General features: G+C 46.1%; 13 protein-coding genes. 12 read left to right on the forward strand and 1 reads right to left on the reverse strand.

Going from position 1 to position 14,549, the window contains the following annotated elements:
• Window positions 1-14 precede the first annotated feature (14 nt).
• The 4 genes from BUC05_RS06525 (at window position 15) to BUC05_RS06540 (ending at window position 3,576) form a co-directional block, all read left to right on the forward strand.
• Entirely contained in the window at window positions 15-695 is a 681-nt protein-coding gene (locus BUC05_RS06525; protein WP_073304380.1) for a GntR family transcriptional regulator, read from the forward strand.
• A 123-nt stretch (window positions 696-818) separates the two neighbouring features.
• Window positions 819-1,829 carry a TRAP transporter substrate-binding protein gene (locus BUC05_RS06530; protein WP_073304382.1) on the forward strand — a complete coding sequence of 337 codons (1,011 nt, stop codon included), beginning with the start codon at window positions 819-821 and terminating at the stop codon, window positions 1,827-1,829.
• Window positions 1,826-2,305, forward strand: coding sequence for a TRAP transporter small permease (locus BUC05_RS06535; protein ID WP_011248879.1), 480 nt, complete (start codon window positions 1,826-1,828; stop codon window positions 2,303-2,305). Before BUC05_RS06530 ends, BUC05_RS06535 begins: the two co-directional genes overlap by 4 nt.
• A complete protein-coding gene (locus tag BUC05_RS06540; RefSeq protein ID WP_035205744.1) occupies window positions 2,302-3,576 on the forward strand; it encodes a TRAP transporter large permease in 1,275 nt (424 codons plus the stop codon). The genes BUC05_RS06535 and BUC05_RS06540 overlap by 4 nt, the downstream gene beginning before the upstream one ends.
• Window positions 3,577-3,655: 79 nt before the next feature.
• On the opposite strand, the gene BUC05_RS06545 is transcribed toward BUC05_RS06540, so the two are convergent.
• A complete protein-coding gene (locus tag BUC05_RS06545) occupies window positions 3,656-4,747 on the reverse strand; it encodes a citrate synthase/methylcitrate synthase (RefSeq protein WP_073304384.1) in 1,092 nt (363 codons plus the stop codon).
• Window positions 4,748-4,858: 111 nt separating this feature from the next.
• On the opposite strand from BUC05_RS06545, the gene BUC05_RS06550 reads away from it, so the two are divergent.
• The 8 genes from BUC05_RS06550 (at window position 4,859) to lhgO (ending at window position 14,531) form a co-directional block, all read left to right on the forward strand.
• The gene (locus BUC05_RS06550) at window positions 4,859-5,734 is read left to right on the forward strand and encodes a LysR family transcriptional regulator (RefSeq protein ID WP_011248876.1); all 876 of its coding nucleotides are present in this window, start codon (window positions 4,859-4,861) and stop codon (window positions 5,732-5,734) included.
• 180 nt (window positions 5,735-5,914) lie between these two features.
• Window positions 5,915-6,904, forward strand: a complete 990-nt coding sequence (locus tag BUC05_RS06555) for a TAXI family TRAP transporter solute-binding subunit (RefSeq protein WP_073304386.1) — start codon at window positions 5,915-5,917, stop codon at window positions 6,902-6,904.
• A 50-nt stretch (window positions 6,905-6,954) separates the two neighbouring features.
• The gene (locus BUC05_RS06560; RefSeq protein ID WP_011248874.1) at window positions 6,955-8,934 is read left to right on the forward strand and encodes a TRAP transporter permease; all 1,980 of its coding nucleotides are present in this window, start codon (window positions 6,955-6,957) and stop codon (window positions 8,932-8,934) included.
• Between the two features lie 189 nt (window positions 8,935-9,123).
• Complete coding sequence (locus BUC05_RS06565; protein WP_011248873.1) at window positions 9,124-9,834, forward strand: FadR/GntR family transcriptional regulator; 711 nt, start codon at window positions 9,124-9,126, stop codon at window positions 9,832-9,834.
• Window positions 9,835-9,920: 86 nt separating this feature from the next.
• On the forward strand, window positions 9,921-10,646 hold the full coding sequence (locus BUC05_RS06570; protein WP_063608905.1) for a FadR/GntR family transcriptional regulator: 726 nt from the start codon (window positions 9,921-9,923) through the stop codon (window positions 10,644-10,646).
• On the forward strand, window positions 10,642-12,048 hold the full coding sequence (locus BUC05_RS06575; RefSeq protein WP_073304616.1) for an FAD-binding oxidoreductase: 1,407 nt from the start codon (window positions 10,642-10,644) through the stop codon (window positions 12,046-12,048). Before BUC05_RS06570 ends, BUC05_RS06575 begins: the two co-directional genes overlap by 5 nt.
• A complete protein-coding gene (locus BUC05_RS06580; protein ID WP_073304388.1) occupies window positions 12,041-13,348 on the forward strand; it encodes a (Fe-S)-binding protein in 1,308 nt (435 codons plus the stop codon). The genes BUC05_RS06575 and BUC05_RS06580 overlap by 8 nt, the downstream gene beginning before the upstream one ends.
• On the forward strand, window positions 13,341-14,531 hold the full coding sequence (gene lhgO, locus BUC05_RS06585) for an L-2-hydroxyglutarate oxidase (protein WP_073304390.1): 1,191 nt from the start codon (window positions 13,341-13,343) through the stop codon (window positions 14,529-14,531). The genes BUC05_RS06580 and lhgO overlap by 8 nt, the downstream gene beginning before the upstream one ends.
• Window positions 14,532-14,549: the final 18 nt, after the last annotated feature.

Consider the following 14,549-nt stretch of genomic DNA (forward strand, 5'->3'; position numbering starts at 1 on the left):
GAGGAGGTGAATCCATGGATCGATTTGTCAGAAAGCGGTATTCGACAACCGATTTTGTCTATGAAACGATTAAAGAACAAATTATGACGCTCGTCCTTCCCCCGGGTTCCACGATTTCGGAAAAGGATATTGCGGAAGAACTGGAAGTAAGCCGGACGCCTGTACGTGAATCATTTTTAAGGCTATCGGAAGATGATTTGCTCGATATTCGCCCACAACGTGGCTCGTTTGTGACAAAAATTGATCTTTCCCATGTGGAAGACGCCCGTTTTCTGCGGGAACACATGGAAGTAGCTACGATTCGGTTAGCCTGTGAAGCTGCGACTGAAAAAGCATTGCTTTTATTGGATGAGAATGTCGGTAAACAAAAACAGGCAAAAGAGCGTGAAGATGAAGAGGAACTGTTTGCATTAGACCGCGAATTTCATCGTCTCATTTCAGCTGGTGCGGGGAAATTGCGGATTTGGGAAGTTGTACAAAAAATGAACACGCACTTAAATAGAGCGCTGAAGCTAAGCATCCATTCAAAACTAAATTGGCATTTATTGATCCAGCACCATGAGGAAATGGTGCAAGCAATACGCGCGAATCAAGCAGATGAGGCTGAAGCGCTTGTCCGTGACCACCTAAAATTAATTACGTATGACCAATACGAGCTAAAGGAAGCCTATCCAACTTATTTTGAAGAGGAATGACGGATGAACAAACGTGGAGTACGCTTGTGCTTGTTCGGTCTTTGAAAAAGGATAGGAGGCCGGGCAAGTCGGCATACAATTCGTAGAATGTCGGTTCAACAAGAGTAATGAGGAGGGACAACGGTGAAAAAAACAGTCGGCGTTCTTTTTGCAGCCTTGGCACTCGCCTTAAGCGGATGCACAACGACAGCGGTGAGCGGGGACGAAGGAGAAGTCACACGCTGGAAAATGACCCATATTTCCGACTCGAGCCATTTATGGCATAAAACTGCTGAGGAATTTGCCAGGCTTGTCGAAGAAAAAACGAATGGAAAGGTCATCATCGATATTTATCCGAATAGTCAGCTAGGCAATGAAGTGGACAACATTAATTCGATCCGTTTTGGCGCGACCGATTTGACGATTACCGGCGAAACATTGGAAGTGTGGACGCCAAACGCTATTTTGTTAGCGGTTCCATATGCATTTGAAGACCAAGACCATATGGAGCGTGTGATTGAGGGCGAGATCGGTAAAAAGATCGAGCAAGATATTCAGGAAGACATCGGTTTAACGCCATTGTTTTATATGCAACGGGCGCCACGGAACTTGACGTCGAATGACCCGATTTCGACTCCAGAAGAGTTGCGTGGGTTTAGCATGCGTGTGCCAAACGTGCCGCTGTTCCTTGACGCTTGGGCTGAAGCCGGGGCAAGCCCGCAAGTTATTAGTTTGAATGAAGTCTTTACTGGTTTACAGCAAGGTGTAATTGAAGGCCAAGAAAATCCAAATGATTTAATTGATAGCAATGGCTTTTATGAAGTCCAACAATATTTAAATTTGACGGAGCATGTCCGCTCCTGGATTTATGTCGTAGTCGGTACCGAGCAATTGAAAGCGTTGCCAGAATACGAGCAGGCCGCTGTGTTGGAAGCGGCAGAGGAAGCAGAGGCGTATGCCCAGAGCTTATTGGAGGAAGAAACGGAATTGGTTTTGGAGCGCCTTTTATCGCGAGGGATGACATTGAATGAAGAAGTCGACCAAGACGCTTTCCGCGAGGCGATGTTGCCTGCTTTAAAACAAAACTTAGGAAAAGAACAGTATGAGCTTTATCTGCAAATGGTAGCAGAGGGAGAGGAAGGAGGCAGCGAATGAAGGCGATTTCGATTCTTGATAAGCTATTGGCTTGGGCAACATTATTGTTATTTACGGCCCTTCTTGCTGTAGTAGTGATTCAAATTTTGGGCCGTTACCTTCCGTACAACGCTATTTGGACCGAGGAATTATCGCGATACTTGTTTGTGTACGCTATTACGACCGCTGCTCCATTAGCATTGCGCAAGAACGAGTTTATCCGTGTCGATATGGTCTTAGCGCCATTAAAAGAAAAGACAAAACGCCTTTATGAAAGCATTATTTTAGGGCTTGTCTTTGCTTTTAGTGTCGTTTTGTTCGTCGAAGGGATTCGCTTTTATCAGCTCGGCCTTGATTTTATCGCGCCAACAATGGGTTTTTCGATGAGTTATGTGTATGCTGCTGTCCCTTTATTGGCATTTTTAATCATGGTGTATTCGCTTGTTTCGATTGTGGACCGGACGAGGCCGTTGGAAAAGGAGGGGAATGAAGAATGATGTCGTTATTATTAGTCGGGTTGTTCTTATTTTTTATTATGGCAGGGATTCCAATTGCGTTTAGCCTTGGCCTGTCTTCGTTGATTTATTTGCTTATCGCCGGCATTCCTTTGACGATCATTCCCCAAACGATGCTGTCCGGGATCAATTCATTTGTGTTGCTCGCCATTCCAGCCTTTATTCTTGCTGGAAATTTAATGAACGCAGGAGGAATCACCACAAGGATCATTGATTTTGCCAATGCCGTTGTTGGCCACATCCGCGGCGGGCTGGCGTTAACGAATGTCGCTTCTTCACTTGGGTTTGCGGGCATTTCAGGTACGGCATTGTCCGACACAGCCAGCATTGGCTCAGTAATGATTCCGGCGATGAAAAAGCAAGGGTATGGCGCCGGTTTTTCCGCTGCGGTTACGTCGATTTCCTCAACTGTTGGCCCGATGCTTCCCCCATCTTTGCCAATGATCATTATTGGTACTCTCGCCAGCGTCTCGATTGGCGATTTGTTTCTTGCTGGTGCTATTCCTGGCATTCTATTGGCGATCGGCTTTTTAGTCGTTACGTATATCATTTCTGTGAAGCGTGGTTATCCAAAGGGAGAACGGCAGCCGTTTAAAACAGTCGTCACGTCATTTTTTGGCGCCTTCTGGGCGTTGTTTATGGTCTTTATCATTTTATGGGGCATTCTTGGCGGCTATTTTACGCCAACAGAAGCAGCGGTCGTTTGTGTGCTGTACGCATTGGTCGTCGGCGGTTTTGTTTATCGCGAGCTTAACTTTAAAGAAGTGCCAGGGCTGCTTGTCAGCACACTGCGATCGACGTCTTCGATTTTGTTGCTTGTTGGTTTCGCCAATCTATTTGGCTGGATTTTGGTATCGGAAGGTGTGCCTGTATTAATCGCAAATGGGATTTTGTCGATTACAGAAAACCCGATTCTTGTCATTCTCCTTATCATTCTTTTATTGCTTGTGATCGGCATGTTTATGGAAACGATTGCAGCTCTTGTCATCTTATTCCCTGTCTTATTGCCTGTCGCTACAAGCGTCGGGATGGATCCTGTCCATTTTGGCGTAGTGATGGTATTGACATTGATGATTGGTTTGTCTACTCCGCCAGTAGGCGTCTGTTTGTTTGTGGCTTCTAGCTTTGCGAAAGTGCCAATCGGCAAAACGGTTAAAGAACTGGTGCCATACTTTGCAATTGCCATCGTCGTCTTGCTGGTTGTCGCCTATATTCCTCAACTATCTTTATTCTTGCCTAGTTTGTTTGAATGACCGAAACGGCTAAGACCCTGTGCCACTTGGTACAGGGTCTTCTACTTTTTAGCAATCACTTGCTACGTCGTTGTTTCCTTTAATCCGGCTTTGGACCGTAGTACTGTTGTTGTGGCCTCATAATCCGGTTGTCTTGGCTTTGTTCGATGACATGGCTGCACCATCCGACGACGCGGCTTACACAAAATGTCGGTGTGAACCATTCGGGTTTAAGGCGAAGTGCTTCCATGATTGCAGCAGCGTAATATTCAACGTTCGCATGAAGCTGGCGGCCTGGCTTGTATTCCGCTAAAAGCTGCGTTGCTAGTTGCTCAATCGCGACTGCTTCGCTTAAAAATGTCTCTTGGTTATTGAGGCTTTTTAACACCTCACGCAATGCGTTGGCGCGAGGGTCGGTCGTTTTATAAACACGGTGGCCAAAGCCCATTAAACGCTCGCCGCGTTCGAGCTTTTCCCGCAGCAACGTTTCGCTGCTTGTGTCAGCCGTTTGGATATCACTGAACAGCTCAAGTACACCAGTGGGCGCACCGCCGTGCAGCCTTCCTTTTAACGCGCCAAGCGCTCCACAAATAGCCGAACGAAGATCCGCTTCTGTAGAGGCGATCACCCGCGCCGCAAACGTTGACGCATTCATGCCGTGTTCCGCTGTCAATATTAAATAAGCGCTTAAAGCACGAATGTGGGCGGCATGTGGCTTTTCGCCAGTAAGCATATACAAGTAATTAGCAACGTGGTTGAGCGATGGGTCTGGTTCAATCGCGTCTTTGCCGCAGCTCCTATTGGCCCACGCAGCCACAATCGTTGGAACGATCGCGACTAAGCGCATCGCTTCTTGTTGTTGCGGGGGCCAACCTTCCTTGCCAGTGTAGCTAGAAATCAAAGTTCGTAATGCGTCCATCATACTAAGGTCTTTCGGCAAAGCAGCGAGCAGCTTTTTCAAATCGTCTGGCAAAGGACGCATCGTTTTCAAGGCAGTGGAAAAATCGTCTTTTTCTGCTTCCGTTGGCCTTTGTCCGTTTAACAGCAAGTAAGCAACGTCTTCAAAGTCAGCAGATTTCGCAAGTTCTTCTGCTTGATACCCTCGGTAAAGCAGTGTTCCTTGTTCGCCATCGATTGCACTAATCGTCGTTTTTGCGACGACGACATTCTCCAACCCTTTTGCATACAACATATTTCCATCCCCCCAAAATTTATTTTCTTTATCATAGCGCCATGGTAATCTAAATGATATTAAATTATTTCTGCATTATTGATTAAGATATTTAATCAGTGGAGGGCGAAAATGAATATACACTGGATTGAAAGCTTTCTTGCCGCAGCCAAATATGAAAACTTCCGTAAAGCAGCTGCCTATTTATACGTTTCCCAACCGACTGTCACTGTCCATATTCACCAGCTTGAGAAAGCGCTAGGCGTGCCTTTGTTTAAACGGACTGGAAGGCAAGTCGTGTTGACTGCTTACGGCAAGTCATACCTTCCTTATGCACGGAACATCTATGACGCATACCATGAAGGCGTTTCCTTTATCAGCAAAAAACGGCAAGGGTATGAAAGCACGCTAAAAATCGCTGTCTCGCCGTTGGTTGCTTCCAGTTATTTGCCTTACTGGGTCAAAGCATTTGTGAAAAAACAAGCAGCAACGGAAGTGGTAGTCGACGTGGTTGAGTCAGCCGCGATCGGCCAAATGGTGGAATCAGGGCGTGCCGATGTTGGCTTATCAAGAATGCCTGTTGAACAGACAGGGAGCGAGTGTGCGCGCCTGCAAACAGAAAAGCTCCTCTTTGTCGTTCCCCATGACGGCCGTGATGCCGAGAATGGCCCACCTATTCATTATGAAGAGGCGCTAGCTGAGATGGTGCTTTTAAGCGGCAACCATCCTGTCTATTGGGAAGATGTGTTGCTTGCGTGCAGGCGGATTGTGCCTGGCCTGAAGGAAATGCACGTTTCGCAAGTGCATGTCACAAAGCGGTTTATTGAGGAAGGTCTCGGCTGTTCCATATTGCCGGAATCAGCGGTGCGGCGGGAATTGGCAGAGGGCCGCATGCTAGAAGCAGAAACGGCTGGCCTCCCTTTGCCAACCGTTTCTACTTACATGGTGACAAAATCGCCTTCAGCCGAAGCAGAAGCATTTGTGAAGCTGGTCAAATCATTGGCTTAATGTTTGAAGTTTCTCGGTGAGAGATCCTTGACGGTTCAGGGTCTCTTATATCGTCGTGCCTTTTAACATATTTTTCGTAATGTTCTATTTATCGAAATGTCTTGAATTCAATTTGTAATGTTGTATACTTGTAATACAACTTATAAAAGCGCTTTCATTGTGAGGAGGAAAAACGAAGCCATGAAAAAGCGACTGTTATTGTTTTTATTCGTATGTTCTTTCATTACGCTCGCTTCCTGTAACAACAAAGATTATCAGTATTTTTCAATTGCAACCGCTTCCACGGGTGGGACGTATTATCCAATTGGTGTGGGCATGGGGAATCTTTGGACGGAAGAACTAATGGACCAAGGGATCCGGGCAACGGGGCAGTCTTCTGCTGGATCAGTCGAAAATATTGACTTGTTACAGAAGGGAGAAGCACAACTTGCGATTTTACAAGGATTAATTGGCGATCAAGCATTCAACGGAACAGGAATCTATGAAGGCCGGGCCTATGAAGACTTGCGTTCGATCACATTTCTTTGGCCGAATGTAGAACACTTTGTTTTGCAAAACAGCCAAATCGAAACGGGAACGATTGCCGATATTGAAGGGAAAAGCTTCTCTGTAGGGCCACAGGCAAGTGGAACAGAACAGTCAACGTTGGCGATTATGCGTGGTATTGACCTGACAACGGCTGACATTCAGCCAGAATACCTTGGCTACGATGATACCATTTCGGCGATGCGTGATGGACGATTACATGGAGGTTCTTTACCGGCCGGTGTGCCTGTTACGGCGATTACAGATATGTATGCCAGTGGCGTGCGTGCCGATGTCCTTGATGTTTCCGATGAACAACTTGAATCGATTAATCAGTCTGCCAATGTGTTTTTTCGCTATATCATTCCTGCTGGCACCTATCCGAGAAAAGAGGAAGATATTCATACCATTGCACAGTCGAACTTTCTTGCCACGGATAAAGAGCAAGATGAAGAGATGGTTTACTTGTTAACGAAAACATTGTACGAAAACCTTGATTTTATGTATGAGGTTCATAGTTCAGCTCGGGAAATGTCATTAGATACCGCGTTAAATGGCGTGTCTGTCCCCCTTCATCCAGGTGCTTATAAGTATTATCAAGAACAAGGCGTCGACATCCCCGACGAATTACAGCCACCTGAATGATTGGTATCTAACCGAGCAAGATCATTTTCTTACATAAAGGAGGAGGTCATATGAGTGTGAAGCAGCCAAACGTGGATATAGACCAAAACAATGAAGAAGTCCAAGAGTCTGTTAGTATAGGCCGGGCCTTAAAAGGCAAACAGCAGAAAATCGTTGCCTTTACAGGCATTCTTTTATCGGGGTTTGCTGTTTATGTCAATAGTTTCATCAATATGCAGGAAATTTACCGCAACGTTCTCTTTCTTGCATTGCTTTTTGTTTTAGCGTTTTTGCTTTATCCAGCAACAAAAAAGGGAGCAAACAACCGGTTTACAACAGTGGATATCATTTTAACCATTGCTAGTATCGCTGGGTCTGTTTATATTTTGTTATTTTATACGACGATTCACGTGGACCGGATGTCGCAGGCGGTTACAATGGACTATATCTTTGCTGGGATCACCGTTGTTTTGCTGTTGGAGGCGGCAAGACGGACGCTCGGTCTCTTCATTCCGCTTTTAACGAGTTTAGCGATCATTTATGCGGTATTTGGTCCATACTTTCCAGGGATTTTTGGACACGCGGGGTTTTCCTTTGAGCGGCTCTTGTATCGGGTTTACATGACGACAGAAGGCATTTACGGGCTCACTCTTTCCATCGCATCTACGTATATTGTCATCTTCATTTTATTTGGAGCGTTTTTAAGTGTAAGTGGAGCGTCAAAGCTTTTTAACGATTTAGCGATTGCGATAGCAGGGCAACGGCGGGGAGGCCCTGCACAAGTTGCTGTTCTCTCTAGTGCTCTAACAGGCTCATTGAATGGAAGCGCAGTTGCCAATGTTGCGACAACAGGGGCATTTACAATTCCATTAATGAAACAAATTGGCTTAAAGCCAAGATATGCGGCAGCGGTTGAAGCGACCGCTTCCACAGGCGGGATGATGATGCCGCCGATTATGGGGGCTGCTGCCTTTATTATGGCCGGGTTTTTAGGTGTTTCCTATTCCGTTATTGTGTTAGCGGCAATTATTCCAACGTTTCTTTATTTCGTTGCCCTTGTGCTTGCAATTGACTTAGAAGCGAAAAAGCATGGCTTAAAAGGAATGAGCAAAGACTCGATTCCCCAAGTGTGGCAAGTAATGAAAGAGCGCGGTGTCTTGTTATTGCCGATTATCATTGTAATATCGACATTGTTAATGGGCTATACACCACTATTCGCTGGTTTTGCTGGAATTATATCGGTCATTATTGCTAGTTGGCTTACAAAAGATAAAGAAACAAGAGTGACATTTGCAAAAATAGGGACTGCGTTTATTGACGGAGCGAAAAGTACGATTCAAGTAGGGATTGCGTGTGCGTCGATCGGAATTATTATTGCTGTTGTGACGATGTCTGGACTTGGTTCTGCGATTGCCTACAATGTTCTTTCGATTTCTAGTGGCATGCTTTGGGTAGCGCTTTTGCTCGTCATGATTACTTGCATTGTCTTGAGTATGGGGCTTCCATCGACTGCTCTTTACATCGTTGTTGCCGTAACCGCAGCTCCAGCATTAGTTGAAGCAGGGGTAAACCCAATTGCCGCTCATTTCTTTGTCTTCTGGTTTGGGGCCTTGTCCAACATAACTCCGCCTGTGGCTTTGGCGTCCTATACTGCTGCCGGCATTGCCAGAGCAGATGCAATGAAAACATCGTGGACGTCTGTGAGGCTAGCATTGCCCGGCTTTATTATTCCGTTTATGATTGCCTACAATCCGACGATGGTAATGCAGCCTGAAAGCGGGTCCGTGCAAGTCGTAGCAGTTGCCATCACCATTATTACCTCTGTCTTAGGTGTGTTTGCATTGGCCGTTGCACTCACAAACTATTTCTCGACAGATTTAGTCGTGTTGGAGCGCCTGTTGTTTTTTGCAAGTTCCCTTCTCCTTGTGAGTTCAGGATTGCTAACGAATGCCCTTGGCGTTTTCATCATGGCCGTCACGTTAACGTTACACATTCTTCGTGTCAAAAAGAAAAAAAGTGCAACAGAGAACCAGTTAGCCCAAGGTGGGTAAACAATGGAAAAGGTGAACAGCAAGAGAAAAGATCGTTCGAGTCATAGCAAAACGTATCTCTCTCCGTTAAAATGAGCGTATACATCAGATGTGACAAGGTCTCTCAACTCTATGAGGGCCTTCAGAAAAGGGTGAACGAAGCTTGCAAGCTCCTTCCCCTTTTTCAGCAAAAAGGAGAGTGTGTTGACGGTGCGTTTACCGATTGAGCGTAAAAAGGTGTCAAGCCAAGTACTAGAACAGCTAAAAGAAATGATTAAAAACGGTGAATTTCCGGCTCATAGTAAGCTCCCGTCTGAAATGGAGCTTGCAGAACTCTTTGGTGTCAGTCGTTCCCCCATCCGTGAGGCGTTAAGTGTTTTAGAAGCAAGCGGCTTAATCGAGTCAAAACAAGGTGGCGGCAGTTGGGTCAAAGAAGTTCAATTAACGAATTTGTTAGAGCAAGTGACATTGGATATAGTCGATATCGGCCAAGTCTATGATTTGCTCGAACTCCGAAGCATTATTGAAACAGAGGCAGCAGCGTTAGCGGCTGTTCGCTATCAAAAGCAAGATATTTTGGAATTAGAGCTTGCGCTTGCTCAATTTGCAAAAACAGTGGAGGATCGAGAGGTTGTCGGAGATGAAGCCGATTACATGTTCCATCGTGTCATTATAAAAGCTTCTTACAATCCGTTTTTAGAGCAAACGATGGCAAATGTGTCAGAGCTGCTGCAGAAGGCATTGGCCTTTTCACTAAAAAAGAACCGCTTGCAACAAAAACGTGAAGAAGTGTACCGAGAACATTTAACGATTTTTAACGCCATTTATGAGCGCGATTCAGAGGCGGCAAGAAAAGCAATGAATACACACTTGCAAAACGTTCGCCGCAAACTAGGCGATAACCGGGTATTGCCTAATTGAGGGGGTAACTGCAAAGAAGAGCAGCCCTCTTCTTTTTTACAGTAGTGGACTGTCCACAGCCCAGTTGGACGATTAGGAGGAGAGGCATGAAAATTACGCCGATTCGTAAACGTAAACGTGTCTATCAGGAAATTATTGAGCAAATCAAAACCGCTGTCGCTACAGGCGAGGTACAACCTGGCGATAAGCTTCCATCTGAACGGGCACTATCAGAGATGTTATCCGTTTCCAGAACATCGGTGAAGGAAGCGTTAACGGTATTAAAAGCGTCAGGCGTGATTCACATTAAACCGGGAGTGGGCGCCTTCCTTGTTCAGGAGAGTCCACAGCGATTGCAGGTTAAGTTGGCGGATTTATTACAGGAGAAAGAAACAGCGCTTGTCGAATTGATTGAGCTTCGTCAAGCGATTGAAGGGGATGCCGCCTATTATGCAGCAAAGCGAATCACAAGCAGGCAAAAGGAAAATTTACAAACCGTATTTGAGAGGCTTGTGGCCATCGAAGAGCAAGGAACCGTCGCCGTGGAGGAAGATTACCAATTTCATTTAGCAATTATTGAAGCGGCAAACAACCCATTAATGCGTGATGTCATGAATTTAATTTCCGATAACATGCTGGGTGTCTTAGCTAAAAATCAAGAGGCGTCAGAAAGAAATGAACGCTTCCAAGGCGAAATTGCCGAGGAGCACCGCAACATTTACGAAGCGATCATAAACGGAAAACCACAGGAGGCAAGAAAAGCGATGTGGCAGCATTTTCAAGGGGTGAAGCAGCGTCACGTAAAAGAGAGGGGGAGCATGGTTGACGATTGAGCGTTTTTTAAAAGACATCAAACAAATAATAAAAGCAGAGAACCGGATTTTAACGGAAATCGCCGATCGCAGTAGTTATGGCTATGATGCGTCGTTCGGCTACCACTTACCTGATCTTGTGATCCAGCCAACTGCCGCTGAAGAAGTAGCTGCAGTCATGAAGTTAGCCAATCAGTACTTCATACCCGTCTATCCAAGGGGGCAAGGGACAAGTTTAAGCGGCGGCCCACTTCCAGTTAAAGGAGGGGTTGTGCTCGATTTATCCCAGTGGAACGACAAGCTGGAGATTGACAAAGAAGACATGGTGGCCATTGTTTCTCCTGGAGTGATCACAGCAAAAATCGATGCGGCCGCAAGGGAGATTGGTTTTATGTACCCGCCTGACCCAAGTAGTTCTCATGTATCAACCATTGGCGGAAATCTTGCTGAAAATGCAGGAGGGCCTAGAGGATTGAAGTATGGCGTCACGAAAGATTATGTTCTCGGCTTAGAAGTAGTAACACCAGAAGGAGAAATCATTCGTACAGGGGGAAGAACGGTTAAAAACGTGACCGGTTATGACTTAACAAAGCTCCTTGTCGGTTCAGAAGGGACGCTTGGGATCATCACCGAAGCAACACTCCGCCTCGTTCCTAAACCACCAGCCAGCCAAACTGCCATGGCGCTTTTTGAAGACATGGTCGATTCAGGACGGGCGATTTCTAAAGTGTTAACGGCAGGCATTGTTCCCGCCAAAATGGAGCTGATGGACCAACTGTCCATCCAGGCAGTCGAGGCATACGAACCACGTGGTTTGCCAACCGATGTGGGGGCATTGTTGTTAATCGAGCTAGATGGGCACCCTGTATCGATCGCTGAAGAGATGACAAAAGTCAAGGAACTGTGCAAAAGCGTAGGAGCGAGAACGGTTCAAGTGGCAGAGAATGAAAAAGAAGCGGCGGAATTTTGGCAGGCGCGGAAGCTCGTTTCTCCAGCGATTGTTCGAGTGAAGCCAACGAAAATTTCCGAGGATGCCACCGTCCCCCGGAGTAAAATACCAGAAATGTTTCAGCGGTTGAAGGAAATTCGCGAAACGTATCAAATCGACCTTGTCGTGTTTGGCCATGCGGGCGATGGGAATTTACACCCGAATATCATTGCTGATGCTCGTGATCACGAGGAAATGGAACGAGTCGAAAAAGTAGTGGCTGACATTTTCACAGCAGCGGTTGAACTTGGGGGAACCCTTTCAGGCGAGCATGGGATTGGGACGATGAAAGCCCCATTCATGGAAATGGAACTAGGAAAAGCTGGACTAGACATGATGAAGCGGATCAAAACAAGCTGGGATCCGAACAACATCTTAAATCCAGGAAAGATATTCCCAGAGCCTGGACAAAGGCTGGTGTTGCGCCATGACTAAACCGGAACGGCTGTTAGCCTATCAAGAGACATTTGACTGTGTGCAGTGCGGTTACTGCCTTCCATCCTGCCCAACGTACTTAAGCATGGAAAAGGAAACCCATTCCCCAAGGGGAAGGATTCATTTAGTGCAAATGGCGGCAGAGGGAAAGCTGCCGTTATCCGAGATTGAAGAGCAAATCGATCTTTGCCTCGGTTGCCGTGCCTGTGAAACAGTCTGTCCAACCAATGTACAGTATGGAAAAATACTTGATTCAGCAAAGGTTGCTTTAAAGGAAGAGCGGAAAACAACAGCCCCTTGGCATCAGAAAATGATGAAAAAAGCGATGTTTGAAACGGTGTTGCCAAATGACAGGGTCTTACATGCGATTGGAACGGGCCTTTCCCTCTACCAAAAAAGCGGAGTGGCCCGTATCGCTCGAAAAGCCAAGCTAACACGGATGTTGCCGAAGTCTCTTGCTGCATTCGAGGCAGTGACACCAGCGGTTGCTTCTCGAAGGGAAAGGAAAAACCGTCTGGTCGATGCCAAATCGGAAGGCAACACAGCGCTTCGTGTTGGTTTTTTTAAAGGCTGTTTGATGGATACGATGTTCTCCCACATTAATGATTTAACGATTCAGCTTCTCCAACGTGCTGGCTGTGAAGTCGTGGTAATTGAAGGGCAAACCTGTTGTGGCGCTTTGCAAAACCATAGCGGTGAAAGAGACGTGGCAAAGCGTTTGGCTAAGCAAAACATTGAGGCGTTTGAACAATACGACTGCGATTACATGGTGAACAGTATTGGCGGCTGCGGGGCCATGCTTGTAGAATACGATGACCTTTTAGCAGATGAGCCTGAATGGAGAGAACGGGCGTCTCGCTTTGCAGAAAAAAACGTCGACAGCAGTGTGATTTTTTCCCAGCTTTCGCTTCCATTTGTAAACAAATTGAACGGTATAGCAACATACCAACCGTCCTGCCATATGGCAAATGTTCAAAAGCGCATAGAAGAACCGGTAAAGCTGCTTCAATCGATTCCAGGGATGACGTATGTACCGATGAAGGAGAGCGAGCTTTGCTGCGGGTCGGCAGGGATCTATAATCTTGTTCATTATGAGCAATCGATGAAGATTCTTGATCGGAAAATGGAAAACGTAAAAGCCGTTCAGCCTGAAATCATCGTAACGACAAACCCTGGCTGTCATTTGCAAATGAAGCTCGGTGTAGAGCGGGAAGGACGTTCGGAACATATAAAGGTGGTTCATTTAATTGAACTGTTAGCAGAAGCGTGTGATGTAGGGGGAGGCAAAAGAAATGTATGATTTTACCATCATTGGCGGTGGGATTGTCGGGTTAGCTGTCGGGCACGCCCTATTTGGCCGTTATCCAAAGGCAAGTGTATTAATCATTGAAAAAGAGCAGGAAGTCGCCGCTCATCAAACAGGGCATAATAGTGGTGTCATCCATTCAGGGATTTATTATAAGCCTGGCAGCTTTAAAGCGAAGTTTGCAAAAGCAGGTAACCAATCAATGACGGCCTTTTGCCAAAAACATGGCCTTAAAGTAGACATTTGCGGAAAGGTCATTGTCGCTACAAATAAGAAAGAACTGCCACTGCTTGATCACCTCTACCAACGAGGGATTGACAATGGCCTCGATCTTCGAATGTTATCGAAGGAGGAATTACATGAGGCCGAACCGTATGTGAACGGCCTTGCCGCCATATCTGTACCCACAGCCGGAATCGTCAGTTACAAGGAGGTTGCCGAAAAACTCGCTAGTTTAATCGCTGAAAAAGGTGGAGAAATTCAACTAGGTACGACGGTTGAGACTATTTCCGAGAGCAATGAAGGAGCTACGATTGAAACAGATAAAGGGACGTTTCAGACGAGCTACCTCATTAATTGCGCAGGCTTGCATAGTGACCGAATCGCCAAACTTGCAGGCTACCATGTGGACATGAAGATCGTTCCCTTCCGGGGAGAGTACTATAAGCTTAGGCCAGAAAAACGGCATCTTGTGAAAAATTTAATCTATCCCGTCCCTAATCCCGATTTTCCATTCCTTGGTGTCCATTTCACCCGGATGATTGACGGAGAAGTAGATGCAGGGCCAAATGCGGTTTTAAGCTTTAAGCGGGAAGGCTATAGGAAAACCGATATCGATTGGCAAGATGTAGCGGAGGTCATTCGCTACAAAGGCTTTTGGCAGTTAGCGACTAAATACTGGAAGGAAGGGACGGAAGAAATGATTCGTTCGTTCAGCAAAAAGAAATTTGTGGAAAACCTTCAGCATTTGATTCCTGATGTCACCGAGGCCGATCTTGTTCCAGGACCGAGCGGTGTTCGGGCTCAAGCATTAACGACAGACGGAAAGCTCGTTGATGACTTTCAATTAATCCGTGGTCGAAAAAGCCTGCATGTTTGCAACGCTCCGTCCCCTGCAGCTACTGCTTCGCTTGAAATTGGCAAAGCGATCGTGGAGAAAGTTTTCCAATATAAATGATTCTATTCAAGTCTCTCG

It is taken from the genome of Shouchella rhizosphaerae, assembly GCF_900142675.1.
Lineage (GTDB): Bacteria > Bacillota > Bacilli > Bacillales > Bacillaceae_D > Shouchella > Shouchella rhizosphaerae.

Bases quoted from the DNA above. Each gene is read 5' to 3' on its own strand.
- BUC05_RS06525 (WP_073304380.1), top strand. From the start codon at position 15: ATGGATCGATTTGTCAGAAAGCGGTATTCGACAACCGATTTTGTCTAT.
- BUC05_RS06535 (WP_011248879.1), top strand. From the start codon at position 1,826: ATGAAGGCGATTTCGATTCTTGATAAGCTATTGGCTTGGGCAACATTA.
- BUC05_RS06540 (WP_035205744.1), top strand. From the start codon at position 2,302: ATGATGTCGTTATTATTAGTCGGGTTGTTCTTATTTTTTATTATGGCA.
- BUC05_RS06545 (WP_073304384.1), bottom strand. From the start codon at position 4,747: ATGTTGTATGCAAAAGGGTTGGAGAATGTCGTCGTCGCAAAAACGACG.
- BUC05_RS06550 (WP_011248876.1), top strand. From the start codon at position 4,859: ATGAATATACACTGGATTGAAAGCTTTCTTGCCGCAGCCAAATATGAA.
- BUC05_RS06555 (WP_073304386.1), top strand. From the start codon at position 5,915: ATGAAAAAGCGACTGTTATTGTTTTTATTCGTATGTTCTTTCATTACG.
- BUC05_RS06560 (WP_011248874.1), top strand. From the start codon at position 6,955: ATGAGTGTGAAGCAGCCAAACGTGGATATAGACCAAAACAATGAAGAA.
- BUC05_RS06570 (WP_063608905.1), top strand. From the start codon at position 9,921: ATGAAAATTACGCCGATTCGTAAACGTAAACGTGTCTATCAGGAAATT.
- BUC05_RS06580 (WP_073304388.1), top strand. From the start codon at position 12,041: ATGACTAAACCGGAACGGCTGTTAGCCTATCAAGAGACATTTGACTGT.
- lhgO (WP_073304390.1), top strand. From the start codon at position 13,341: ATGTATGATTTTACCATCATTGGCGGTGGGATTGTCGGGTTAGCTGTC.